Annotated in this window: 20 protein-coding genes; 18 read left to right on the forward strand and 2 right to left on the reverse strand. The window is 64.6% G+C overall.

The genetic code is table 11. The features are described 5' to 3' along the window. Nucleotides 1-26 precede the first annotated feature (26 nt). The 9 genes from QX039_RS01490 (at nt 27) to QX039_RS01530 (ending at nt 9,704) form a co-directional block, all read left to right on the forward strand. Nucleotides 27-1,337 (forward strand): cation:dicarboxylate symporter family transporter, encoded by a 1,311-nt coding sequence (locus tag QX039_RS01490; RefSeq protein WP_315739215.1) that lies wholly within the window; start codon nt 27-29, stop codon nt 1,335-1,337. 5 nt (nt 1,338-1,342) lie between these two features. Beyond that, the gene (locus QX039_RS01495) at nt 1,343-2,374 is read left to right on the forward strand and encodes a PdxA family protein (RefSeq protein ID WP_315739447.1); all 1,032 of its coding nucleotides are present in this window, start codon (nt 1,343-1,345) and stop codon (nt 2,372-2,374) included. Beyond that, a complete protein-coding gene (locus QX039_RS01500) occupies nt 2,364-3,821 on the forward strand; it encodes an MmgE/PrpD family protein (RefSeq protein ID WP_315739216.1) in 1,458 nt (485 codons plus the stop codon). The genes QX039_RS01495 and QX039_RS01500 overlap by 11 nt, the downstream gene beginning before the upstream one ends. A 2-nt stretch (nt 3,822-3,823) precedes the next feature. Further along, nucleotides 3,824-5,275, forward strand: coding sequence for an MmgE/PrpD family protein (locus QX039_RS01505; RefSeq protein ID WP_315739448.1), 1,452 nt, complete (start codon nt 3,824-3,826; stop codon nt 5,273-5,275). 9 nt (nt 5,276-5,284) lie between these two features. Then, nucleotides 5,285-5,446: a hypothetical protein gene (locus QX039_RS01510; protein ID WP_315739217.1), complete on the forward strand. Its 162-nt coding sequence runs from the start codon at nt 5,285-5,287 to the stop codon at nt 5,444-5,446. A gap of 159 nt (nt 5,447-5,605) precedes the next feature. Next, a complete protein-coding gene (locus QX039_RS01515) occupies nt 5,606-6,604 on the forward strand; it encodes an MBL fold metallo-hydrolase (protein WP_315739218.1) in 999 nt (332 codons plus the stop codon). Between the two features lie 56 nt (nt 6,605-6,660). Next, nucleotides 6,661-7,470, forward strand: a complete 810-nt coding sequence (locus QX039_RS01520; RefSeq protein ID WP_315739219.1) for a transporter substrate-binding domain-containing protein — start codon at nt 6,661-6,663, stop codon at nt 7,468-7,470. A 265-nt stretch (nt 7,471-7,735) separates the two neighbouring features. Beyond that, nucleotides 7,736-9,034: an MFS transporter gene (locus QX039_RS01525; RefSeq protein WP_315739220.1), complete on the forward strand. Its 1,299-nt coding sequence runs from the start codon at nt 7,736-7,738 to the stop codon at nt 9,032-9,034. 136 nt (nt 9,035-9,170) lie between these two features. Continuing rightward, entirely contained in the window at nt 9,171-9,704 is a 534-nt protein-coding gene (locus tag QX039_RS01530; protein WP_315739221.1) for a GlcG/HbpS family heme-binding protein, read from the forward strand. A gap of 67 nt (nt 9,705-9,771) precedes the next feature. Here QX039_RS01530 and QX039_RS01535 read toward each other — a convergent pair whose 3' ends face one another. Further along, the gene (locus tag QX039_RS01535) at nt 9,772-10,743 is read right to left on the reverse strand and encodes a LysR substrate-binding domain-containing protein (RefSeq protein ID WP_315739223.1); all 972 of its coding nucleotides are present in this window, start codon (nt 10,741-10,743) and stop codon (nt 9,772-9,774) included. A gap of 156 nt (nt 10,744-10,899) precedes the next feature. Here QX039_RS01535 and QX039_RS01540 point away from each other — a divergent pair, with 156 nt between their 5' ends. From QX039_RS01540 to QX039_RS01580, 9 genes are all read left to right on the forward strand, one after another. Continuing rightward, nucleotides 10,900-12,354 carry an aldehyde dehydrogenase family protein gene (locus QX039_RS01540; protein ID WP_315739224.1) on the forward strand — a complete coding sequence of 485 codons (1,455 nt, stop codon included), beginning with the start codon at nt 10,900-10,902 and terminating at the stop codon, nt 12,352-12,354. Nucleotides 12,355-12,384: 30 nt separating this feature from the next. Continuing rightward, nucleotides 12,385-14,175, forward strand: coding sequence for a thiamine pyrophosphate-binding protein (locus QX039_RS01545; RefSeq protein WP_315739225.1), 1,791 nt, complete (start codon nt 12,385-12,387; stop codon nt 14,173-14,175). A 42-nt stretch (nt 14,176-14,217) separates the two neighbouring features. Next, a complete protein-coding gene (locus QX039_RS01550) occupies nt 14,218-15,456 on the forward strand; it encodes an ABC transporter substrate-binding protein (RefSeq protein WP_315739226.1) in 1,239 nt (412 codons plus the stop codon). Nucleotides 15,457-15,501: 45 nt separating this feature from the next. After that, entirely contained in the window at nt 15,502-16,371 is an 870-nt protein-coding gene (locus QX039_RS01555; RefSeq protein ID WP_315739227.1) for a branched-chain amino acid ABC transporter permease, read from the forward strand. Further along, nucleotides 16,368-18,947, forward strand: coding sequence for a branched-chain amino acid ABC transporter ATP-binding protein/permease (locus tag QX039_RS01560; protein WP_315739228.1), 2,580 nt, complete (start codon nt 16,368-16,370; stop codon nt 18,945-18,947). Before QX039_RS01555 ends, QX039_RS01560 begins: the two co-directional genes overlap by 4 nt. A gap of 70 nt (nt 18,948-19,017) precedes the next feature. Beyond that, entirely contained in the window at nt 19,018-19,440 is a 423-nt protein-coding gene (locus QX039_RS01565) for a cupin domain-containing protein (RefSeq protein WP_315739229.1), read from the forward strand. 10 nt (nt 19,441-19,450) lie between these two features. After that, nucleotides 19,451-20,440: an NAD(P)-dependent oxidoreductase gene (locus QX039_RS01570; protein WP_315739230.1), complete on the forward strand. Its 990-nt coding sequence runs from the start codon at nt 19,451-19,453 to the stop codon at nt 20,438-20,440. Next, the gene (locus tag QX039_RS01575) at nt 20,437-21,150 is read left to right on the forward strand and encodes an SDR family oxidoreductase (protein WP_315739232.1); all 714 of its coding nucleotides are present in this window, start codon (nt 20,437-20,439) and stop codon (nt 21,148-21,150) included. Before QX039_RS01570 ends, QX039_RS01575 begins: the two co-directional genes overlap by 4 nt. A gap of 2 nt (nt 21,151-21,152) precedes the next feature. After that, nucleotides 21,153-22,850 carry an FAD-dependent oxidoreductase gene (locus QX039_RS01580; protein WP_315739450.1) on the forward strand — a complete coding sequence of 566 codons (1,698 nt, stop codon included), beginning with the start codon at nt 21,153-21,155 and terminating at the stop codon, nt 22,848-22,850. Between the two features lie 731 nt (nt 22,851-23,581). Here QX039_RS01580 and QX039_RS01585 read toward each other — a convergent pair. Then, nucleotides 23,582-23,962 (reverse strand): avidin/streptavidin family protein, encoded by a 381-nt coding sequence (locus QX039_RS01585; RefSeq protein WP_315739233.1) that lies wholly within the window; start codon nt 23,960-23,962, stop codon nt 23,582-23,584. Nucleotides 23,963-24,032: the final 70 nt, after the last annotated feature.

Genomic DNA, 24,032 nt, shown 5'->3' on the forward strand with positions numbered 1-24,032 from the left:
AGAGCACGAGGCGGGAGGACACGGAATTGACGATCACAACGACTCCTTTGTCCGAGGCGCTCCCGACGCAGGCTGCTGCGCCTCGTGCCGGCTCGCTTTGGCGGGAGCCTTATGTCCTGATCGTGGCGGGCGCCGTGCTCGGCGCACTCGTCGGCGCGCTGTTTCCCGCTGCGGCACTCGAATTCAAACCGCTCGCCGACGGCTTCATCTCGCTCATCAAGGTCACGATCGCGCCGCTGGTATTCCTGGTTGTGGTGACGGGCATCGCGCAGGTCGGCGACATGAAGGCGGTCGGACGCATCGGACTCAAGGCCTTCCTGTATTTCGAAATCGTCACGACGCTCTGCCTGATGTTCAGCTTCGTCGTGGTGCGATGGGTCCAGCCCGGCGCGGGGGTGGCGCACGCCACCCCGCAACAGGCCGAAGCCGTTGCCCGCTATGCGCAGACCCATGTCGGCTCGTTGTCGGCCTATATCCAGCACATGATCCCCGAAAGCTTCTTCGGCGCGTTTGCCAGCGGCGACGTGCTTCAGGTTCTCGTGCTCGCGCTGCTGTGCGGTATCGGCCTCTTGATGCTCGGCGAAAAGGCGCTGCCGCTGCGCTCGGGCATGGAGCGGTTGACCGAGCTCGTGTTCAGCGTGGTCCATGTCGTCGTCATGCTGGCACCGATCGGGGCCTTCGGCGCCATGGCTTTCACGGTCGGCAAGTTCGGCGCCGCCACATTGTACGCCCTCGCGCTCCTGGTCGGGACGGCCTGGGGGATGATGGCGTTCTTCATCTTCGTCGTCCTGGGAATGATCTGCCGTCTGGTCGGCATCCGGCTGATGGACCTACTCCGGCTGTTGCGCCCCGAGCTTCTCGTCGTGCTCGGAACGTCGTCGTCGGAGACGGCGATTCCCGGAATGATGGAGAAGCTGCCAAGGGCGGGGGTGGGACGTGCCGTGACCGGTCTCGTCATTCCGTCCGGCTACTCCTTCAATCTCGACGGCGTGGCGCTGACATTGCCGCTGAGCACGATCTTCGTGGCGCAGGTCTACGGCATCGAGCTGAGCACGGCGCAGCAGTTGAGCCTGTTTGTCGTGATGCTGTTCACCAGCAAGGGCGCAGCCGGTGTCACGGGCGGGGCGTTCGCCGCGTTGGCGGCGACCATCGTTGCGGCCGGGCTGCCTGTCGAAGGCCTCGCGCTATTGCTCGGAGTAGACCGCTTCATGTCGCTGGCGCGCGCCATCACCAACACGATCGGCAACGCAGTGGCCGCGATCGTGGTGGCGAAATGGGATGGTGAATTCGACCGCGACGATTGGGGGCGGGTCGTCCAGATGAAAGCAGCAAAGTAGGATCCATGGTTCTCTGTGAAGACTTGCCGATCGTGGCGCTGGTTCCCGGTGATTGCACCGGTATCGGTCCTGAGCAGACGGCGCGAATCCTCTCCGATCACCGGCTGGCCGATGCGGCGCGCCTCGTCGTGGTGGGCGATGCCCGCGTGCTGGAGATGGGAATGGCGCATGCCGGCGTGAGCTTCGATATCGAGCGGATCGGCTCCCCCAGCGAGGCTTCCTGGGCTTCTGGCAAGATACAGCTAATCGATCTCGGCAACACCGACCCGTCGAGGCACCCGATCGGAAAGGCCAGCGCCGAGTCCGGGCGGCTCACCGGAGAGACGCTGTCGCGGGCGATCGATCTTGCCAAGGACGGCGCGATCAATGCCATCACCTTCGCGCCCTTGAACAAGCGGGCGATGTTCGACGGCGGCTGGAGGTACCCGGACGAGCACAAGATGTTCGCGGACCTGCTCGGGCACCGTACCTATTTTTCTGAAATGAATGTGCTGGATGGTCAATGGATGTCGCGCGTCACCGGGCACCAGTCCCTGCGCGAGGCGCTGAACGACATCAGCCCGGCGCGGATCGCCGATGCGGTGGTCCTCGTCGACAGGATGATGCGGAGATCCGGAGTCGCCGCGCCGCGGATCGCCGTGGCCGCGCTGAATCCGCATGCCGGCGAGGGCGGCTTGTTCGGTCGCGACGAGATCGAGATGATCAAGCCGACGGTCGAGGCGATTGCGAAAAAGGGCATTGTCTGCAGCGGTCCGTATCCAGCGGATACGGTTTACATTCGCGCCTTTGCCGGCGAGTTCGACAGCGTCGTCGCGATGTATCATGACCAGGGGCAGATCGCGACGAAGCTGCGCGGCTTCAATCGCGGAGTGACCGTGACGGCCGGCCTCGAGACGGTCTTCACCACGCCCTCGCACGGCACGGCGTTCGACATCGTCGGCAAGGGCGTCGCAAACACCGGCGCGCTCGAAAGCGCGGTCCGGCTCGCCGCGCAATTGGCCTCGTTCAAAGCCCGGGAGACGTTACATGCACACTGATCGCAGGACCCTGCTTCAGGCCGCCGCCGCTCTTCCCTTGTACGCGGTCGGCGCGAATGCGGCTTTTGCACAGGCTGAGGCACCGGCGGCGCCCGCCGCGGCGCCGCCCAAGGAGGTCACGCGTACGCTTGCGCGGTACATCGTCTCGGCGGGATACGATGATCTGCCGGTCAAGGTCCGCAAGGAAGGCGTGAGGACGCTGCTGAACTGGGTCGGCGTCGCGATCGGCGGGTCGCGACATGAAACGGTTGATATTGCGGTCGCGGCGCTGGCGCCGTTCTCCGGCCCGCAGCAGGCGTCGCTGTTCGGCCGGCGCGAGCGGTTCGACATCATGAACGCCGCCTTCATCAACGGCGTGTCCAGCCACATCTTCGATTTCGACGACACCCATCTGAAGACGATCATCCATCCGGCCGGCCCGGTGGTTTCGGCGATCATTGCGCTCTCGGAAATGCAGCCGGTCTCCGGAAAGGAGTTCTTGAATGCGCTCGTCCTCGGTGTCGAGACCGAGTGCAGGATCGGGAACGCCGTCTATCCGAACCACTACGATGTCGGCTGGCACATCACCGGGACCGCAGGGGTGTTCGGCTCGGCGGCAGCTGCAGGCAAGCTGTTGAAGCTCAACGAGCAGCAAATGACCTGGGCGCTGGGCCTCGCCGCGTCGCAGCCGGTCGGCCTGCGCGAATCGTTCGGGTCCATGAACAAGAGCTTCAACCCCGGCCGTGCGGCGTCAAACGGCATATTTGCCGCCCTTCTGGCGTCGAAGAATTTCACGTCGTCGGACGGGATGATCGAGGCGAAGCGCGGCTGGGCCAATACGATCAGCACCAAGCAGGACTATGGCGAGATCGTCGGCGATCTCGGCAAGCGTTACGAAGCCGCGCTCAACACCTACAAGCCGTTCGCCTGCGGCATCGTGCTGCATCCAGCAATCGACGCCGCGGTCCAGCTGCGCAACGAGAACAGGCTGACGGCCGATCAGATCGACCATGTCGATCTCAAGGTCAACCCGCTCGTGCTCGAGCTGACGGGCAAGAAGACGCCGCAGCAGGGGCTCGAGGGCAAGTTCAGCATCTATCACGCGGTGGCCGTGGCGATCGTGGAAGGCGCGGGCGGAGAGAAGCAGTTCAGCGATCGCGCGGTAACCGATCCGACGGTGCTGTCGCTGCGTAGCAAGGTCATTCCGGTCATCGCGCCCGAGATCAAGCCGGAGCAGGTCGAGATGACGATCGTGCTGAAGGATGGGCGGAAGCTCAGCCGCCGCATCGAGCACGCCGTCGGCAGCGTTGAAGTGCCGATGACCGACCAGCAGCTCGAGGCGAAGTTCTCCGATCTCGCCGACGGCATCGTTCCTGCCGCATCGATCCGGCGGATCATGGACGCCTGCTGGAATGTCGAGGGCCTGTCGAGCGCAGCCGACATCGCGAAGATGTCGGCGTCGGCGTGACCATGGAGAACGGGGCCCAGCTGTCACGTCGCCGGCTCCTGCAATCGGCGGGGGCGTTTGCTGCGATCTCGGCGATGCCGATCCGTTTCTCCCGTGCCGCCGGCTCGGGCGTAACCGAACGCTTGGCGCGCTACATGGTCGCGGCGCGCGACCAGGAGCTGCCGGAGCAGGTGGTGCTCGCATGCAAGCACCGCATGTTCGACACGCTCGGCGCCATGGTGTCCGGCGCTCGGATGCATCCGGGCGAGATGGCGCTGAAATACGTGCGCAGCCTCGGCGGCGCGCCGCAGGCGTCCGTCGTCGGCTCCGACTTCCGGACGACGGCCGTCAATGCGGCGATGGCAAACGCCATGTGCGCCCACGCCGACGAGACCGACGATTTCGAGCCAGTCACCAAGGCACACCCGGGCTGCGCCGTCCTTCCCGCCGCGCTTGCGATGGCTGAACGGGAGCATCGCAGCGGGCGCGACGTGATCCGCGCCGTTGCGCTCGGCTATGACCTGACCTGCCGCCTTCTGATGGCGCTCGGGCCGGACCTGGTGCGCGGCTCGCATCGCAGCGCCGAGGGCACGTCCTCGACATTCGGTGCGCTCGGCGCGGCGGCCTCGCTGGCCCGGCTGGACGAGCGGGGCATGCGTCACGCCATTTCCTATTCGGCGCAGCAGGTCTCAGGGCTGTGGAGTTGGGTGAAGGACAAGGACCACATCGAGAAGGCATTCGATTTCGCCGGCATGGGCGCGCGCAACGGCGTCATGGCCGTCGACATGGTGATGGCGGGGCTCACCGGCGTCGATGACGTGCTCGATGGCACCCACAACCTGTTCATCGCGCTGTCGAGCGATCCGAAGCCGGAGGAGATGGTCAAGGATCTCGGCAGCCGCTTCTACGTCACGGAAACCGCCATCAAGACCTTTTCGGTCGGCTATCCGATCCAGTCGCCGCTGGATGCGCTGCTCACGCTGCGCCGACAGCACGGGCTCACTCCAGACAACGTCCGCAGCATCCTGGTCAAGCTTCCGACCGACGCGATGGGCATCGTCGGCGACAGCGCCATGCCCGACGTGAACTGTCAGCATCTCGTCGCACTCGCCTTGGTCAAGGGGGCCGTCTCATTCGCCGACAGCCATGATGTCGCGCTGATGCGCGACCCGATGATCCTGGAGCAGCGTGGGAAGGTGACGCTTGTAGGCGACAAGAGTCTGATGGATCCGGCCGCGCCACGCGGTGCGATCGTCGAGGTGACTCTGGTCGATGGCCGCAAGGTCGATCATTTCACTAGGCATCCGCCGGGCACCAGGGAGAATCCGCTGAGCACGGAGGCCGTCAACGCCAAGACCAGGGATCTGATGACGCCCGTTCTGGGGCGTGAGAAGACGGAGAAGCTGATCGACATGGTCGGGCGGCTCGAAGAAATCGACGACATCGGCCGGTTGCGCGCACTATTCGCGGCGTGATCGGCTGTCATGGCGATGAGAAGCGATATCGACGATCCCGACACCGGCTGGAAGGGACGAGGTCTGTGGACCACGACCGGCACGCACGCGAGCTTTCACGGCGAGGGCGGCAAGGAGGCGTCGCCGAAGGTCTACAAGGTGCAGATGAGGCCTGATCCGCTGGCCCACTGAAGCAAAACGCCACGGGGAGCCTTCACGGGTCGTCCCGTTCTGGGACTGAGAGACATGAAGACGACATCACGACGCGAACGGACGTGTCGATCAGGATCGTCTGAGGTCCCGCGCCGCGTTCAATTTCATCGTCGTTGGATCGACCAGAAGGAGGGGCACGTGATCAATCTCAACCGTCGTCAGTTGTTGGCCGGCGCAGCCTTGGCAGGGACTGCGGCCGCTACTCGCCTCGGCACGGCGCCCGCCGGAGCGGCTATGAATCCGGCCGGCGCGCAGGCAGCCGGCTTCTACCGCTACAAGGTGGGATCGTTCGAGTGCATGTCCATCAATGACGGTGCGCGCACGTTTCCGGTTCCGGACAAGTTCGTCACCAACGCGTCCAGGGAGGAGGCGGTCGCCGCCGCCGACGCCGCCTACATGCCAAAAGGGATGGTGACCATCCCCTTCAACCCCCAAATCATCAATACCGGCAGCAAGCTCGTGCTGATCGACACCGGGAACGGTGTGGCCAATCTCGAGCCCAGCAAGGGCGCGGTCGGCCGAACCCTGCAGAACCTTGCTGCGGCAGGCGTCGATCTGAAGGCCATCGATGTCGTGCTGCTGTCGCATCTGCACCCCGACCATACCAACGGCATCCGCGCAGCCGACGGATCGATAGCGTTCCCGAATGCCGAGATCATGGTGCCTGCGAAGGACTGGGACTTCTGGACCAGCGAGGACAACGCGGCCAAGGCGCAGTCCAGCGAGATGATGAAGAACTACTTCGCCAATGTGAGGAAAACCTTCGCCGGTATCGAGTCGAAGGTGACGAAATATGACTGGGACAAGGAGGTCGCTCCGGGGATCACGTCGATCGCGACCCCCGGCCACACGCCAGGTCACACCTCGTTCGCGGTCGCGTCGGGCAACGCGAAGGTTCTGATCCAATCCGATGTCACCAACATCCCGGAATTCTTCCTGCGACATCCGGATTGGCACGTCGTCTTCGACACCGACCCCGATCTTGCGCAGCAGACCCGCCACAAGTTCTACGACATGGCGGCGGCGGAGAAGGCGATCGTGATCGGATTCCACTTCGCGTTCCCGTCGGTCGGACACGTCGAGAAAGACGGCGCCGGCTATCGGCTGATCCCATCATCGTGGAATCCGACGCTATGAAAGACCGGCACATTGTCAGCACGGCGGTACCCATGTCGGATCGCGCCAGACCACGCATGAAATCGACCGGTCCGCTTGCATCGCTTGGCTTTGCCATCGCAAGCCTTTGCTTGGGCTTCTCGGCCATGATGGCGGGAGCAGCTGCGCAGGATGCGCGCGAGATCGCTCCGACCGGCGTGTTGCGCGTCGCTGTTGCGGTCGGGCCGGCCGCCTCGGCGTTCTGGACGACACGCGATCCGGCGACAGGCAGGCCTGTCGGCGTGACAGTCGAACTTGCCCAAGCGGCCGCAGGCAAGCTCAATGTGCCACTCGAGCTCGTAGAATATCAGAGCTCGGACGAAATCGCGGCCGCCGGCAGCAAAGGCGCGTGGGATCTGTCCTTCATGCCTGCGGATCGGAAGCGAGAGCAGTTCGTCGATCAGGGACCCGCTTATGTCGCCTACATGAGCGGGTATCTCATTCGCGCCGGCTCAGACATCACCTCCGTTGCCGAGATCGACCGTCCGGGAATCCGGGTTGGCTGCATCGAAGGCACCTCGACGTCCAGAACGGTCGAGGCGAGCATGAAAAGTGCCAGCGTGACGAAATTCGTCAAACCCGAAGAGGCCGCTGACTTGATCGGTCAGAGTCGGCTCGACGCCCTCGCCATGGGCATGGAAGCATTGGAGGAGCTATCGCGGCGCCTGCCGGGCAGCCGGGTCTTGAACGAGGTCATCCAATCAACGGGCGTCGTCGTGGTCGTCCCGAAGGGCAAAGTGACGGCGCGGGAGTGGGCGGCCGGATTTCTTGCAGATGCCAAGGCGAATGGCACAGTACGCCGAGCGCTCAATCAAAGTGGATATGTCACCGCCAAGGTCGCCCCGTGATGCCGCGGTGAGCTCCGGCCAAGCCATATCTTTCGCTTATGAGCGCCAACGCCAAATCGTATTTTGGCTGTCCTGGAATTCCGTCTATCTCCAATCGGCGGGCGATGAAGCTGTCGGCAATCATAATGGACACGACCGGCAGGCACGCGCAGAAAGTGCGCCTGCAGGGTCCATGCGGCCACCCGATTGTACTGCACTCGCGCTTGTTCTCCCGGCCAACGAAGAAGCGCATCTGGTTCGAGTCCTGGCCTGAAAGTGAACGATCATGAAACTGGGCTGGTATTCCGAACTCGACGAGGTCGAACGCCGGACGTATTGGGCTTGCTTCGCGGGCTTTGGTCTCGATTCGTTGGATTCGACGATCTATGCGCTGGTCATCCCGGCGCTGATTGCAACAATCGGACTGACGCGCCCTGAAGCCGGCTATCTCGCGACCGCAGCCCTCGTCGGTGCAGCCGTCGGTGGCTGGGGCGGAGGGATCCTTGCCGATCGCATCGGCCGCATCAAAGTCCTGCAACTGACGATCCTCTGGGTTGCCCTGTTCACGCTCGCATCGGCTTTCGCGACCGGCTTCAACTTCTTGCTGATCGTGCGTTTTCTCCAGGGCCTTGGCTACGGCGGTGAGGCGGCCGTGGGTGGCGTCCTGATCAGCGAGGTCGTCAGGCCCGCGCTGCGCGGCCGGGTGGCCGCGTCGGTGCAGAGCAGCTACGCGGTGGGTTATGCGATTTCCGTCGCGCTGCTCCCCGTCATTTCATCGCTGTTTCCTGAAGAGCTCGGCTGGCGCGTGTTCTTTGCGGTCGGGATCGCGCCGGCCTTTCTCGTGTTCTTCATTCGCCGCCTTGTGCCGGAGTCCGGGCTTTATCGTCAAAGCCGCGCGGACAAGACAGCCGGACTGCCCGCCTGGACGATCTTCACCAGGGCCCATGTGCGGCGTACCGTGGCGGCGGTCACGATGGCCACCGGCATTTTCGGCGGTGCCTATGTGATGATCACGTGGCTGCCGACCTATCTGCGCACCGTCCTCAACCTGACGGTGGGGAGCAGTGCAGGTTATCTTGCCATGAACATCCTGGGTTCGTTGGTCGGACCGTTGCTCTATGGCTGGCTTTCGGATCGCACGGGCCGACGTCCCGCGTTCATGATCTTCCTGCTATGCCAGGCCGTGAACGCGAGCATCTACCTGCTTGCTCCGATCGGCGCCAACACGACGATCTTGCTCAGCTTCTTTCTGGGCGCGTTCCAGGGTGGGTTGGCATCAGGAATGTTGCCGACCTTTGCCGAATTGTTTCCGACCGAGATTCGTGCGAGCGGGCAGGGCTTCTGCCTCGGCGGCGGGCGTGGGTTTGGCTCGGTCGTGCCTGCGACCGTGGGCGTGCTTGCTGCGTCGCATCCTCTTGGCTTGTCGATGGGCCTTTGCGCGCTCGCCGCCTATGGACTTGCTTTCATCGCCGCGATGGCTTTGCCCGAGACCAGCGGCGCTGACCTGCAGCGTATGACTCCGTTGGGGATGCAAACAGGGCACCCCGAAGATCTCGGCAGCTTGGAAGCGCGGCGGTCGGAATGAAGCGTGGAGACGCGCCGGGTGCCGCCGGCGCGGAGCGCGCGCCAACGGAGGCAGAGAACGACACGCCTCGTCGAGTGAAACAAGGCGGCCAGGCTGGCCGACGAGCACGAGAAGGCAACAGGGTCGGGAGGAAGACATGCACTATCGGGCCATTTTGAGCATCATCGCATGCGTCGCAGCTTTGCACTTATCGAGCAGCCTCGCCCAGACATCGAACACCGACAACCCCAACGACGCGGTCGCGGATGCACTGAATCCGCCGCCTTATGGCGAGCCGATCAGCCTGGAGATGGCCAAGAAGGTGGCTGCTGCGGCCGTTGCCGAGACGACGAAGCGCAACTGGAACGCCTTCTGCATCTCCGTGGTCAATCCGAGCGGCGATCTGGTCTATTTCGAAAAGCAGGACAATTGCCAATATGCGTCGGTCGGCCTGTCTCAGCACAAGGCGCGCACGGCGGCACGTTATCGACGCCCCACGCTGGTGTTCGAGACGCTGCTCGGCAAAGGCGCGTATTTCGCCTATCTCGCCACGCTCGATGACGTGATCGCATCGCGGGGCGGCAATCTGCTGATGGTGGACGGCAAGATCATCGGTGCCGTCGGTGTGAGTGGTGGGTCGGGCGCCCAGGACAACGTCGTATCTCTGGCCGGGCAGGCGGCGCTGAAGTAGACGAGACCGGGCCGGGGGCGGATCGCGATGCCGTCGCGATCCGCCGGTCAGACGGTCGGCGCGTGCGCTAGGCCGCCGGCGGGATCGCGGAAGACATGGAGTCGTCGACCAGGCTGACGCCGCGCCATTGTCCGGATGTGACGAGCGTTCGCGCCGTATCCTGGAGCTCCTTGGCGACGGCGAGGGCTGCAGGCGCCAGCAGGTCTGGCTTGATTGAATAGACATAGTTGCGTCGCGTGATCCGGGCGTCCGAGATGGGCAGGGCGCGCCAGTCCTCGCTGCTTCGTCCTCCTGCCTGCAGCGCCGACATCGGCTTGATGGTGACTCCGATGCCCTCACCGACGCAGCTCATCACCAGCGAGAGCGAATCGATCTCGGCGACCACATTCGGCGTGATGTTGCGCCGCTCGAACTCTGCAGCTACACGCCGGCGCAGGCCATGAGTTCCCGTCGGCAGGATCAGGGGCAACTTTGCAACTTCTGCAACTGTGATGCTGCAACGGTGGCGCGGCACCAGCGGGCTGTCGGCAGGGAGAAGCACGAACAGTTCCTCGTCGAGCAGCGGAATCGCGTCGAGCTTGGACGACACGTCGTTGTTGAACAGGATGGCCAGGTCGAGCTGGCCAAGCCGCATCATGTGAGCGATGTGGCCGCTCATTCCCTCGACGACATTGAGCAGGATACCGGGATATTTGGCGCGGATGCACTTGGTGAGTGGCAGCCCGATCGCGAGCACGGTCGTTGCGGGTAAGCCGACCGACACCATGCCGCTCACCTCTGCCGAATCCTGGCGGGCAATCGACAGCGCATGGTCGAGCTGCCGCAGCATGAAACGGGCGTGATGGTAGAGCGCAAGGCCGTTCTCGGTCGGGATCACGCCGCGCGAGGAGCGCTGCAGCAAGGGCCTGCCCACTTCCTCCTCGAGCTTTGCGATCTGCTGGCTCAAGGCGGGCTGCGCAACGAACAGGCAGCGCGACGCCTTCGACAAACTGCCGCTCTCGACGATCTGGGCGAAATAGCGCAACTGACGCAAATCCATGGGCGGGCACCGCACTGCCGGGGAAGAACGAGACGTTTCCGCCGAGCTATATGCTCAGCTTATAGCAACTAATCCAAAACAGTATTTTTGCTAATGTCAATTTCTCTCTAAGGACGAGGGTAACAGGCGTAAGACCCCTTTGGGAGGAACCAGACGATGGCGGACGCTGCGGTTCAGAGACAGGCGTCGGCCGAACTGCCATCGTGCCGCCTCTTGATCGCCGGGGAATGGGTGAAGGGTACGCACACCGTAGCCGTGCTCGACAAATATCGCCTACAGCCAGCCATGTCCGCGCATCTGCCGTCGCGCGAGCAGGTCCGCAGCTGCATGATCGCCGCGGAGCGGGCGTTCCAAGCCAATGTGCTGACGCCCTATGATCGCGGCCTCATCCTCGATCGCGCTGCGGTCGAACTAGAGAAGCGTGCGTCGGAACTGGTGGAGGTGCTGCGCCAGGAGGCGGGCTTTCCACGCCGCGATGCAATGGGCGAACTCCAGCGCTGTGCGACGACATTCAGGCTCTCCGCCGAAGAGGCGCGGCGGCTTGCCGGCGAGATGGTGCCGATGGAGGGAGCAGCTGGCCAGAAAGGCCGTATCGGTTTCACCATCCGTGTGCCGCTCGGCGTCGTAGCCGCGATTACGCCGTTCAATGCTCCGCTCAATACGGTGGCGCACAAGGTTGCGCCTGCACTGGCGGCTGGTAACGCCGTGGTGCTGAAACCGTCGCTGCATACGCCGATGACGTCCTGCATCATGGCCGAGTGCCTGATCGCAGCCGGTCTGCCATCGGGCCTGATGTCGGTAGTCCATGGCGATAGCGAGGTTGCCGATTGGATGATGAGCGAAGCTGCCGTGAAGTTCTTCGCTTTCACCGGCAGCACAGAAATTGGCCGCATCATCCAAAGCAAGGCGGGACTACGCCGAACCCAGATGGAGCTCGGCTCGATCTCGCACTGCCTGATCTGCGAGGACGCCGACCTCGATATTGCACTGCCGAAGGTCGTCAACGCCGGCTTCCGCAAGGCCGGCCAGGTCTGCACATCGATCCAGGTGCTGCTGGTGCAGCGTTCGCTGATAGGGCAGGTCGAGCAGAGACTTTCAGAACTCGTCGCCGGGCTACCCTACGGCGATCCCGGAGAGGACGACACCGTGGTGGGTCCCGTCGTCAGCGAGGCCGCGGCTCAGCGCATCGAGGCCTGGATCGCGCTGGCTGAGCAGAACGGCGCGCGGCGTCTGGTCGGTGGCGCGCGGGCGGGCGCCGTGGTTCCTCCAACGCTGCTCACGAATGTCGACAAGGCGACGCCGCTCGGCTGCCAAGAAGTGTTCGGACCCGTGATGTGCATCGCGCCCTTCGATGTGCTGGACGAGGCAATCGCGCGCGTCAACGATACACCCTATGGGCTTGCCACGGGCATTTTCACAAAGCGCTTGGACGAAGCTCTGCAGGCCGCGCGGCAATTGCAAGTCGGTGGCGTTCACATCAACGAGACGCCGAGCTCCCGCGTGGACCTCATGCCGTATGGCGGCTCCAAGGATTCCGGGTTCGGCCGCGAAGGGCCGCATTACGCCATCCGCGAAATGAGCGAAGAGCGCATCGTGACGATCCTCGCATGACGCGGACCGCTACCTGACAAGGATCTGACCATGACCAAGATGAAGGGCGGCGAAGTCATCGCCGAATATCTCGTCAAGCAGAAGGTGCCTTTCGTGATCGGCATCTGCGGCCACGGCAACGTCGGCATCCTTGACGCGCTCTACCAGGTCCGTGATCGCGTCAAGCTGGTGTCGCCCCGCCACGAGCAATGCGCCGGTCACATGGCCGACGCCTATTTCCGCGTCAAGCACAGTCCGGTCGCGACCCTGACGTCGACCGGGCCGGGCTCGGCCAACATGGTGATGTCGCTCGCGACTGCGTTGTCGGACTCCTCGAGCTTCCTCGCTATCACCGCCAATGTTCCGACGTCGCAGGCCAATCGCGCACCGTTCCAGGAATTGTACGCGCACAACCAGGCTGATTTTGCCCAGGTGCTGCGCCCGGTGGTGAAGCGTTCGTTCCAGCCAAGCCGCGTCGACATGCTGCCGCTGGCGCTGCGCCAAGCCTTCGACACCATGGTCACGGGACGTCCCGGCCCGGTCAATCTCGATATTCCGTACAATGTTTTTCAGGAGGAGGCCGACGTCGTGCTGCCGCCGCTGTCGCATGTTCACGGCAGTCACCGGCCGAGCGCGAGCGAGGCCGACGTCACCAAGGCGCTCGATCTGATCGAAGCCGCCAGGCGGCCGGTGTTCTTCATCGGGCAGGGCACGACCCTCTCGGAAGCCGGCCCTGAGATCAGTGCGTTGCAGAGCCGCTACGGCATTCCGGTCATCACCTCGCCCAATGGCATGGGCTGCGTGCCGTCGGATGATCCACTGACGCTCGGCTTCATCGGCCGCAACGGCGCTTATCCCGCCAACCAGGCCGGCCGTCATGCCGATCTCGTGCTCTGCATCGGAACGCGTTTCGACGATCGCTCGTCGTCGAGCTGGCACCAGGGCTATTCCTGGAATTTCCCGTCGACCAGGCTGCTGCAGGTCGACATCGATCCGGCGGAGCTCGGCCGCAACTATCCGCCGACGCTCGGCATCATCGCCGACGCCAAGACCTTCGCCGGGCAACTGCTCGCGGCGCTGGAGCGTCGCCCCGCGATCCGCCGCGAAAATTTCGCGGCGTGGCGCGACCAGATCGGGACCTGGAAGGCGGAGTGGGAGGCGTTCGTGCGGCCGCACTTCAGCGCCGACACCACGCCGATCCGGCCGGAATATGTCGTCGGCGCGCTGCAGGACGTGCTGCCGGACGACGTCATCCTGTCGCTCGACTCCGGCGTGCATCACAACTGGTTCATGCAGTTCTGGCAGCCGAAGCGGCCGCAGAGCATGATGAACAGCTGGGGTTTTTCGTCGATGGGGTTCGGCGTCTGCGGCGTGCTCGGCGCGCAGCTGGCCGCGCCCGACCGTCCATGCGTCGCGGTGGTCGGCGACGGCGGCTTCATGATGGCGCCATATGTCGTCGCCACTGCCGTCGAATATGACCTGCCGTGCGTCTGGATCGTCTGGAACAACTTCGCCTGGAGCGCGATCCGCGATTTGCAGTATGGCCTGTTCGAGGGCCGCGAGCTCGGCACCGCGTTCTATCGTGGCAATCAGGGGCCCGGCGGGGATCGCTACAACCCCGACTTTGCCGCCTGGGCGCGCGCCTGCGGCGCTGACGGCGTGACGGTGACCCGCAGCGCCGACCTGCGCGGTGCAGTCGAGACCGCGATCAAGAACCGCCGCCCCTGCGTGATCGATCTGCATGTCGACGCCGAGGTGCGCCCGCCATCGACGGGCACCTGGGAGCTGCCGCCGATCCCATTCAAGGAGCCGGTGTTCGGCAAGCCTTACAAACGCGACTGACGATACAAAACAAAGATAACAACATCGAGAGGGAGGAGCACCATGTTGAAGCGTGATCTGAACCGGCGATCTTTCATGCGCGCGTCGGCCGGCGTGGCTGCCGCATCCGTGCTCGGCGTCGGCGGTCCCGCGCGAGCCCAGTCCGATGGGCCCGTCCGCATCGGCATGATCTATGCCAAGCAGGGGCCGGGCGCCTCGATCGGTGAGTACCTGCAACGCGGCAGCGCGCTTGCGGTCGAGCAGGCCGGCGGCAAGGTGCTGGGCCGCCCGATCGAGCTGGTCTGGCTCGACGAGCCCAATCCCCAGGTGTCGCAGCAGAACATGCAGCGGCTTGTCGACGAGAGCAAGGTGGTCGCCGTGGTCGGCGGCAACTACTCGTCCTCGGCGCTCGCCATGATGAGCGTTGCCAATCGCGAGAAGGTGCCGCTGATCCTGACCGGCGCCGCGGCCAGCGAGATCACCGGCAAGAGCTGCAGCAAGTACACGTTCCGCACCCAGGCGACCGTGCCGGTTCAGATGGCCGGCCTGATGCCCTACGTCTCCAGCATCGGCAAGAAGGTCTATTTCATCACGGCGTCATATGCCTTCGGCCAGGACATCCTGCGCGCCTCGCGCGCGATGCTGAAGCAGGTCGGCGCCACCGAGGTCGGGGTCGACGAGGTGCCGATCAACACCGCGGACTACAGCTCCTACATCCTCAAGATCCGCCAGGCCAAACCGGACGTGATCGTCGGCGGCCTGGTGGGCGGCGACTTCTCCAACTTCCTGAAGCAGTGGAACGAGATGGGGATGAAGGACAAGATCCCCTATGCGGCGGTCGCCGTCACGGACACCGACTTCTGGGACGTCGGGCCGCAGGCCTCGACCGGCATCTACATCAAGCCGTGGTACTACAACAATCCGAAGAATACCGCCGCCGAGCAGAAGCTGATCGAGGATTTCAAGAAGAAGTACAATCAGCCACCATCGGACAAGACGTGGTCGGGCTGGATCGGCATGCGGGCGCTGTTGGAATCGATCGAGGCGGCGAGATCGACCGAGGCCGCTCAGCTCGTGGCGCATCTCGAGCAGTGGAAGAACACCGAAGGCGAGTTTCCATTCTTCTTCCGCGACTGGGATCACCAGCTGGTGCGCCCGGCCGTCATCGTCCAGATCAAGAAGCAGATCACCGACAAGTTCGACTATTTCGAGGTGCTGAAGAACACCTCGGCGACCGCCGAGGAGACGGCGAAGGCGTTCGGTACCAAGGAGGATATCGGCTGTAGCCTGCCGTCGCTGTGAGGCGGGGCGACCCCGGTTCCTGCAGCGCACCGACAGGCTCGAACGATGCTCGACACTCTCGTCTCCCAGGCGGCCAATGGACTCGTGCTCGGCTTCATCTACGTGCTGATCGCCGTAGGTCTGTCGATCACCTTCGGCCTGCTCGGCGTCATCAACTTCGCGCATGGCGCCTTCTTCGCGCTGGGGGCCTACGTGGCCTGGCAGCTGTTCCAGCTATTTGGCTGGAGCGCCGTGATCCTGGCGCCTCCGGTGGTCGGGCTGATCGGCATGGCTGTGGAGGTGACGATCATCCGCCGCCTCTACGGCAAGGAGCCGTTGCTCAGCCTGATCGTGACCTTTGCGCTGGCGCTGCTGATCGAAGCGGTGATCCGCTATGCATGGGGCGCCGACGGCAAGCCGTTCAATCCGCCGCCGGCCTTTGCAGGGATCGTTGAAGTTGGTCCTCTCCTGATCACCAAATATCGCGTGGCCGTGCTCGGCGCGACAACCGCGACCTTGCTCGGCCTATGGGGCTTCCTGGCGTTCACACCCTATGGCCGGATCCTGCGTGCCGGCAGCCGGGACCCGGAGATGGTGGAGTTGCTCGGCATCAATCTGCCGCGGGTGCTCACCGCGGTGTTCGGGCTCGGCTGCATGCTGGCGGCGATCGCTGGGGTGCTGGCCGCGCCGCTGTGGACGGTGTCGCCGTCTATGGCTGCCAATGCGGTGATGCCCGCGTTCGTGATCGTGGCTATCGGCGGCCTTGGCTCCTTTCGGGGCGCAGTGGTCGCCGGACTCGCGGTTGGAATCGTCACCTCGCTGACCATTCAGTTCTGGCCAGAGGCGGCCGCCGCATCGATGTATGCCTTGATGTTCGCGATCATGCTGCTGCGGCCGCGCGGACTATTCGGCGAGCGCTGGGAGCGTTTCGAATGACGACGGCCAAGCCCGTGCTGCAGCGGCTCGCAAGTCACCCGGTGCTCGTGGCGGTCGCGATACTGGCGCTCGCCTCCGGCATCGCGCTCGCTGTGGGCATGCCGATCCATCGCGTGACCCAGATCGCGATCTACACGCTCTACGGCGCGGAGGTAAACTTTCTGATCGGCTATCTCGGCCTGGTGCCGTTCGGCGCCTCGTTTTTCTTCGGCTGTGCGAGCTATGCGCTGGCAATCGGCCTGGGCTTCATGCCGGCCGCCAATGAAATCACCGGCCTGGCGATCGCGGTGGCATTTTCGCTGCTGCTGGCGCTGATCGTCGGCGCCATCATCCTTCGCCGGCGCGGACTCTACTTTTCGCTGCTGACGCTGGCGTGCTCCCAGATCGCGTTCGAGATTGCGTTCAAATGGACCTCGGTGACCGGAGGCGAGAACGGCCTGCAGAACGTCGCGCGTCCGCTGTTTCGCTCCGCGCTTGCCTTCCACGGGTTCACGCTCGTCGTGGTGATCGGGTCGTTGTGGATGATGTGGCGGCTGGCGCATGCGCCGTTCGGCCGACTGATGCAGGCGTTGCGCGACAATGAGCAGCGGGTCGCAAGCCTGGGTTTCGACACCTACCGCACCAAGCTGATTGCGCTCGTCATTGCCGGCGGCGGCATCGGCGTCGCCGGAGGTTTGATGGCGCTGCTGCTGCAGGGCGTCTACGCCAACAATCTGAACTGGGAGCATGCCGGCGATCCGGTGCTGATGGCGGCGCTGGGCGGCGTACATCATTTCCTGGGGCCGTTGTGGGGCGCCATCGTCTTCATCGTTTTGGAGGACCGGCTCAGCGCCATCACGGAGAATTGGTGGCTGGTCTTCGCCCCCATCATCATCGCCTTCGCGCTGCTGTCAGATGAGGGCATTCACGGCATCTTCCAGCGTATCGCCGGCCGCAGCCGCTGGACCCTGACGCGCAATGTCATTCCATCGCGGCCGCGCGACATCGTTCCTTACGCGCCGGATCGTGCACGCCAGGCTGCGGCGACGGCCTCAGAGGTGCCAATTCTTGCGATCCGCAACCTGTCCAAGCATTTCGGCTCGATCGTGACCCAGAACGACGTGTCCTTCGAGATGAGCCGGACCGGACTGCACAGCCTGATCGGCCCCAACGGCGCCGGCAAGACCACGTTGTTCAATCTGCTGACCGGTGTGCTCCGGGCCAACGCCGGCACCATCCTGTTCGAGGGCATGCCCATCGATCAGCTGTCGCCGTACAAGCGCGCGCGGCTCGGCATCGCCCGCTCGTTCCAGATCCTGAGCGTCTTTCCCAACCTCACCGCGTTCGAGAACGTGCGTATCGCGGTGCAGGCTGCCAACCGGCAATGGACGGGTCTTTGGCGCGATGCCTATGACGATGCGGCTGCAAACGCGAAGGTGTGGTCGCTGCTCGATGCCGTAGGCCTCGCCGATCGAGCCGCCGAGCTTTGCTCCGCGCTGGCGCATGGTGAGAAGCGGCTCTTGGAGATCGCGGTGTCGCTCGCGATCGACGCCAAGCTCCTTCTGCTCGACGAGCCGCTGGCTGGTCTGGCGGAGTCGGACCGCAAGATCGTAGGCGAGTTGATCATGCGGCTGGCGAAGTCCCACGCCGTGCTGCTGATCGAGCATGACATCGACCGCGTGCTGGCCATGTCCGACCGCATCACGGTGTTGCATCAGGGGCGGCTGATCGCCGACGGCGAGCCGGCGGAGGTGGCTGCCCATCCCGAAGTTGTCACGGCCTATCTCGGCACCGCCCATGGCCAAGTCGCGGCGGCTCCGTCGCGGGCGACCAATGTGACGCCGCTTCCGGGCAGCGCCGCCGCCGAGCCGCTGCTCAGGCTCGAGGGCGTGCGCGCCGGCTACGGCGGTGGCACCGTGCTCGACGGGCTCGACCTGGCCGTGCGGCCTGGCGAAGTGGTGGCGCTGCTAGGGCGCAACGGCGTCGGCAAGACCACCGCGCTGCGGGCCATCACAGGCACGGTGCCGGCGAGCGGCGGTCGCATCACGTTCGACGGCAGGCAGCTCAACCGGCTACGGCCGGACGAGATCAACCGGCTTGGCATCTCGCTGGTGCCGGAAGGACGCCGGCTGTTTCCGAACCTGACCGTGCAGGAGAATCTCAAGCTCGCGAGCCGCGCCGGCGGCGCGTCGCTCGACGACGTGTTCGATCTGTTCCCGAAGCTGCGCATCCTGCACAAGGCGCGTGCCGAAAATCTCTCCGGCGGCGAGCGGCAGATGGTGGCGATCGCGCGCGCGTTGATGGTGCCGAGCCGGTTGATTCTGCTCGACGAGCCGTTCGAGGGCTTGGCGCCCGCCGTGGTGCAGGAGGTCCGCGACGCCGTGTCCAAATTGAGGTCGCGCGCGAGCCTCGTCATCGTGGAGCATCATGCCGAGAGCGTGCTGGCGATGGCGGACCGCGCCTATGTGCTGGTGAATGGGCGCGTGGCCCATGTCGGCGATGCTGCCGCGCTCGCGGCCGATCACGAGCTGCAAGGGCGTTTGCTTGGCATCACTCAGACCGCTGATGCAGTGCAACGCGCGGCAAACGGGTCATGAGCAGCTGCGAGTTCGTGACCATCGGCATCTGCTGGCCGGCCCAATCTGAACCTTCCTGAGGAGATGAGACATGACCATCGTCGTTCCCGGACCGAACGCCTACGCGAATGCGGCGACAGAGAAGAAGGCGGTGACGCGCAATCTCGCCGAGATCTTCTGGACCCAGTATCCAGGCCACTACAATCAGGCGCTGTCCAAGGCGATCGTGACACCGGATACCACAGGCAGCCGCTTCTTCGACTATCGCATCTCCTCCTACGAACCCGGCGCGCATGTCGAGAGCCATTCCCACAAGGTGCAGGAGCAGATCTATCACGTGCTGTCGGGCGAGGGCATCCTGATCCTCGATGGCGAGCGCCGGCTGGTCCGTGCCAACGACGTCACCTACATTCCGCCGGGCGTGGTGCACGAATTCCACTGCACCGGCAACGACCCGCTGCTGTTCCTCGTGATCACCAGCCCGCCGACCGACGAGGAGCCGGCGCCGCGGTGAGGGGCCGGGCATGACCACGAGCAAGACCATTCTGGTCACCGGCGCCTGCGGCTGGCTCGGCGCGGCCATCGCGCAGGCGCTGCTCGCGCGCGGCGATCGCGTCGTCGCCATCGACCTGGTGGTCTCGCCGGCCATGGCCGCACTCGCCTCGCAACAACAGCTACTCGTCAACGCTGCGATCGATCTCGGCGAATGGCATGAAGTGCTGCGAGCGTTCCAGACATTCCGTCCCGATGCAGTCATTCATGCCGCTGCGGTGGTCGGTGTGGTTCAGGCCGCTGACATTCCGTTGAAGGCGCTGCGGGTCAATGTCGAGGGCGCGATCAACCTGTTCGAGGCGATGCGGCTCTCCGGCGTCAGGCGCGTCGTGCAGATCTCGACCGAGGAGACCTATGGCGACTTCCAATCCGCCGTGATCGACGAGGAGCACCCGCAGAAGCCGGCCAGCGTCTACGGCGTGACCAAGCTCGCAGCCGAGCACTATGGTCGCGTCTATTCGCGCGATCACGGTCTCGAATGCATCAATGTGCGGACCTGCTGGGTCTACGGACCGCATCTGCCGCGCCTGCGCATGCCTCGCACCTTCATCGAAGCCGCATTGCGCGGCGAGCCATTCCATCAGGAGGACGGCGGCAATCTCGCGGTTGATCAGGTTTATATCGACGATACCGTGGCTGGCGTGCTGCTCGCGCTCGACAAGCCGCATCACAGCTTCGACGCCTATAATGTCGCGACCGGTGTGGCACCGACGCTGCGCGACACGGCCGACGCCGTCAATCGCGCCATTCCCGGTGCGAGAATCACGGTCGGCGACACCGGTTCCTATCATCATGGCGGCCGCGTGCTGAGCGCCGTCAAGGGCGCGCTCGATATCGGCCGCGCCAAAGCGGAGCTCGGCTACCAGCCGCGCTACGATCTGCAAAAAGGCATCGAGGCGACGATCGAAGCGACGCGGGCCGCGATGGCGAAGACACCATCTCCATCAAGGAATCGAAAATGACCACTTCTTCTCCGATCGTTCTCATCTTCGGCGGCTCCCGCGGCATCGGCGCCGCCTGCGCGCGGGCGTTTGCCGTCGCCGGCTGGCAGGTGGCCTCGACCTACGCCACCCATCACCCGTCGGACGGAGGGTCCGGCAGACAATACAAGGTCGACATTCGCGATGCCGCGTCGGTCGCGCAGGTCTTCGCTCAAGTTGCCGCCGACCTCGGTGCTGCGCCGCAGGCCGTCATTGCCAACGCCGGCATCAACGTGCCGGCAGGCCCGCTCGCGAGCTTCAGGCCGGAGGACTTTCGGCTGCTGATGGAGGTCAACGTCCTGGGTGCCTTCAACGTGCTGGCGGAGGCAGCGCGGCGCGTGCGCGACGGCGGCGCCATCGTCGCGATCACGACATCGCTGGTCCGCCACGCGGTGCCGGGCACCGGGCCCTATGCGGCGACCAAGGCAGCGGTCGAAAGCCTGGTGCGGTCGATGGCGAAGGAGCTCTCGGCGCGCGGTGTTCGCGTCAATGCGGTGGCGCCCGGTCCCGTCGACACCGATCTTTTCAATGCCGGCAAGACCGAGGAGGCCAAGCAGCGCATGGCGGCGTTGAGCCCGTTCAATCGCATCGGCAAGCCGGGCGAGATTGCGGAGGTGGTGCGCTTCCTGGCCTCCGGCGAGGCCTCCTGGATCCAGGGCCAGATCGTGCAGCCCAATGGCGGCATGGTGTGAGCATGACGGCGGCGCTGCACGCCGGCGAGACGTTCGATGTCGTCGTCGTCGGAGCCGGCGCGGGCGGCATGACGGCGGCAACCATCGCCGCGGCTGACGGCTGCTCGGTGCTGCTGCTGGAGCAGGCCGAATTCGTCGGCGGCACCACCGCCATCTCCGGCGGCATGGTCTGGATTCCTGCCAATCACAAGGCGGCCGCGGAGGGGCGGGCGGATACGCTGGAGGCGGCGCGCACGTATTTGGACCGGACCGTGCCGGGGCAGGACCGCACGCGGCTCGAGACATTCCTTGCATTTGGCGACGAAGCCTTGCGCGATCTCGAGGTCCGCACTGCGCTGCGGCTGCAGCCGGTGCCGACCTATCCGGATTATTATCCCGACCTGCCCGGTGCCACCGCGGGAGGCAGGGTGCTGGAGCCGCTGCCATTCGATGCGCGCGGCCTCGGCGACGCCTTTGCGCTGCTGCGCGATCCGCTGCCGGAGTTCATGCTGTTCGGCGGCATGATGATCAGCCGCCAGGATATCCCGCATCTGCGCCGTGCCGGCCGATCGTTGCGCTCGACCCTGCATGCGGCCAGGTTGATCGTGCGCTATGGCCTGCAGCGGCTCACGGCGCGGCGCGGCACGACGCTTTATCTCGGCAACGCGCTGGCGGCGCGGTTACTGCGCTCGGCACTCGATCGTGGCGTCGTGATACGCACCGGCACCTCCGTCCAGCAGCTTGAGGCCGACGCGCAGGGCAGGGTCTCGAGGCTCGAAATTATCGATCGCTCCGGCCGCTCCTGGATCACCGCAAGGCGCGGCGTGGTGCTCGCGACCGGCGGGCTGTCGCATGATGCCGAGCTGCGCCGCTGCTATGTGCCTGAGGCCGCCGGCCTGCTGTCGGCCACCGTCGACCCCGGCGCCGCACCACGCGGTGCGCGGCTGGCCATGGCCCTGGGCGCGTGCCTGTCGGCGCCGACGAAAGCGGGCGCGTTCTGGGTGCCGGCGTCGACCTTCACACGGGCCGACGGCAGCCGTGGCGTCTTCCCGCACACGGTCACCGACCGCGCCAAGCCCGGCCTGATCGCGGTCGATGGCACCGGCCGCCGCTTCGTCAACGAGGCGGTGTCCTACCACGAGTTCGTGCGCGCGCAGCTCAGGCACGCGACGGCTGTTCCTGCCTGGCTGATCTGCGATCGCCGCTTCCTGTGGAGATACGGCCTCGGCAAGATCAAGCCGTTCACGCGCTCTGTCGCGCGTGATGTCGCTGCCGGCTATCTCAAGCGTGCCGACAGTCTGGACGCGCTCGCGGAGACGATCGGCGTCCCGGCGCAGGCGCTGACTGCAACCGTCTACCAGTTCAACGCCGGTGCGGTGCGCGGCGAGGATCCCGCCTTCGGCCGCGGCGGCAACATCTATCAGCGTGCGCTCGGCGACGCCGATCAGCATCCCAATCCCTGCGTCGCGCCGATCCTGGAGCCGCCTTTCCATGCCGTCGCGGTTTATCCGGCCGATCTCGGCATGTCTGCGGGCCTCGTCACCGATGCGCGCGGGCGGGTGTTGCGCGCGGATGGCTCATCCATTCCTGGCCTGTTCGCCTGTGGCAACGACATGGCCTCGATCATGGAAGGGGCCTATCCCGGGCCCGGAATCACGTTGGGTCCGGCGCTGGTCTTCGGCTGGCTCGTGGGCAGGAATGTCGCCGGCGGGAATGTTTGAGGGCTCTCATGCTCTTGAGCTCGCTCCAGGCATGGCTCGATGTGACCTCTCGAAGCCTGGAGGCATGAGAACGACTTGGTCACACTTCGCGGCTTGTGAAAGTCGGCCACGGGTTGTTGCCTGAAGTGGGGACGCGGCAGTGGTTAGGAGGACTGTTGTCGTTGTCCAGGGTGGGGTGGCCTTCCCCACCCGCCGCCCGGCCAACGCACGTAACTGGCTCGCTGGCGTAGTCGCGCCGCTTCGGATCCCCGCCGGCTCGCTGCTATATCGCGTGCAACACGGGATCAACTTGGGAAGTTTGCAATTGACGAACGACTCGGGGCTGCTCGAGTAGTGGACAGTGCTCGTATTTGGGCAACTCGAGATGATATGGTTGCACGTCCCCGTAACGAGGCGACTTGAGCATCATGCGCCTCTGCAGCCTTTTCCTGATATCGCCTGGCCGACGCGCTGCTTTCGGAGTTGAATTGTCGTTCCCGCTCAGCTCTCATTCATGAGCGGCTGGCACCAAGGTTAGAAGTTGCTCATTGCCGTGTAGGCAATAGCAGCCGATAGTTGCCGAACGGGCGCTCGGCATGAGCGCACAAGATATTCCTGTGGAATCAAGATCAAACCAAATCGTCGGTCTCGCGATCGGCACCCTGAAACGATGCCTGCGCAAAAGCCTTCAAGATCAATGCCTTAATCTAGCGCGAGACAATCGAGTGGGAGTAGGGGGCGGCAGCGGGTCGTTAGACCCGCCAGAATGTGTCGGCTCCGGCGTTGATGGATTCCCATTCGCTGCCGTCGGGAACAGCTTTCGTCATCTGCCATAGTGTCACCAGCCGCGGCCCGTCCTGGTCTTCAATATGCTGCCCGACCCACGACGTGATCGAGTCTAGTCCGTTCCAATTCACGGAGAAGGCCACAAGCTTGCCGCTCACCCAGCCGACCAAGGGACCTTCCGCCGCAATCTGGCCGGCGTCGTTCTTATAACTCTTGTAGTGCCCCGTGAGAGTTGCCCCATTCTGATCTAGGTGCATCTCTGACCGGAGCTCATTTTTCCAGTCGCCGCCGATGTTCAGTGGTTCTGTTGCGGGCATTGAACGCGAGAGTGCTGGCTCAAGGCGCATAGAGTGTGTCCTCCTGGTTGTTTTATGCTAACTTGGCACGTCTTGGGTCACTTGGGAAGACTGATCGAGC

This window comes from Bradyrhizobium sp. SZCCHNR1043 (assembly GCF_032489675.1).
GTDB lineage: Bacteria > Pseudomonadota > Alphaproteobacteria > Rhizobiales > Xanthobacteraceae > Bradyrhizobium.

Bases quoted from the DNA above. Each gene is read 5' to 3' on its own strand.
- QX039_RS01535 (WP_315739223.1), bottom strand. From the start codon at position 10,743: ATGGATTTGCGTCAGTTGCGCTATTTCGCCCAGATCGTCGAGAGCGGC.
- QX039_RS01585 (WP_315739233.1), bottom strand. From the start codon at position 23,962: ATGCGCCTTGAGCCAGCACTCTCGCGTTCAATGCCCGCAACAGAACCA.
- QX039_RS01550 (WP_315739226.1), top strand. From the start codon at position 14,218: ATGTTGAAGCGTGATCTGAACCGGCGATCTTTCATGCGCGCGTCGGCC.
- QX039_RS01505 (WP_315739448.1), top strand. From the start codon at position 3,824: ATGGAGAACGGGGCCCAGCTGTCACGTCGCCGGCTCCTGCAATCGGCG.
- QX039_RS01520 (WP_315739219.1), top strand. From the start codon at position 6,661: ATGAAATCGACCGGTCCGCTTGCATCGCTTGGCTTTGCCATCGCAAGC.
- QX039_RS01525 (WP_315739220.1), top strand. From the start codon at position 7,736: ATGAAACTGGGCTGGTATTCCGAACTCGACGAGGTCGAACGCCGGACG.
- QX039_RS01565 (WP_315739229.1), top strand. From the start codon at position 19,018: ATGACCATCGTCGTTCCCGGACCGAACGCCTACGCGAATGCGGCGACA.
- QX039_RS01560 (WP_315739228.1), top strand. From the start codon at position 16,368: ATGACGACGGCCAAGCCCGTGCTGCAGCGGCTCGCAAGTCACCCGGTG.
- QX039_RS01575 (WP_315739232.1), top strand. From the start codon at position 20,437: ATGACCACTTCTTCTCCGATCGTTCTCATCTTCGGCGGCTCCCGCGGC.
- QX039_RS01555 (WP_315739227.1), top strand. From the start codon at position 15,502: ATGCTCGACACTCTCGTCTCCCAGGCGGCCAATGGACTCGTGCTCGGC.
- QX039_RS01500 (WP_315739216.1), top strand. From the start codon at position 2,364: ATGCACACTGATCGCAGGACCCTGCTTCAGGCCGCCGCCGCTCTTCCC.
- QX039_RS01570 (WP_315739230.1), top strand. From the start codon at position 19,451: ATGACCACGAGCAAGACCATTCTGGTCACCGGCGCCTGCGGCTGGCTC.
- QX039_RS01495 (WP_315739447.1), top strand. From the start codon at position 1,343: ATGGTTCTCTGTGAAGACTTGCCGATCGTGGCGCTGGTTCCCGGTGAT.
- QX039_RS01530 (WP_315739221.1), top strand. From the start codon at position 9,171: ATGCACTATCGGGCCATTTTGAGCATCATCGCATGCGTCGCAGCTTTG.
- QX039_RS01580 (WP_315739450.1), top strand. From the start codon at position 21,153: ATGACGGCGGCGCTGCACGCCGGCGAGACGTTCGATGTCGTCGTCGTC.
- QX039_RS01540 (WP_315739224.1), top strand. From the start codon at position 10,900: ATGGCGGACGCTGCGGTTCAGAGACAGGCGTCGGCCGAACTGCCATCG.
- QX039_RS01545 (WP_315739225.1), top strand. From the start codon at position 12,385: ATGACCAAGATGAAGGGCGGCGAAGTCATCGCCGAATATCTCGTCAAG.
- QX039_RS01510 (WP_315739217.1), top strand. From the start codon at position 5,285: ATGGCGATGAGAAGCGATATCGACGATCCCGACACCGGCTGGAAGGGA.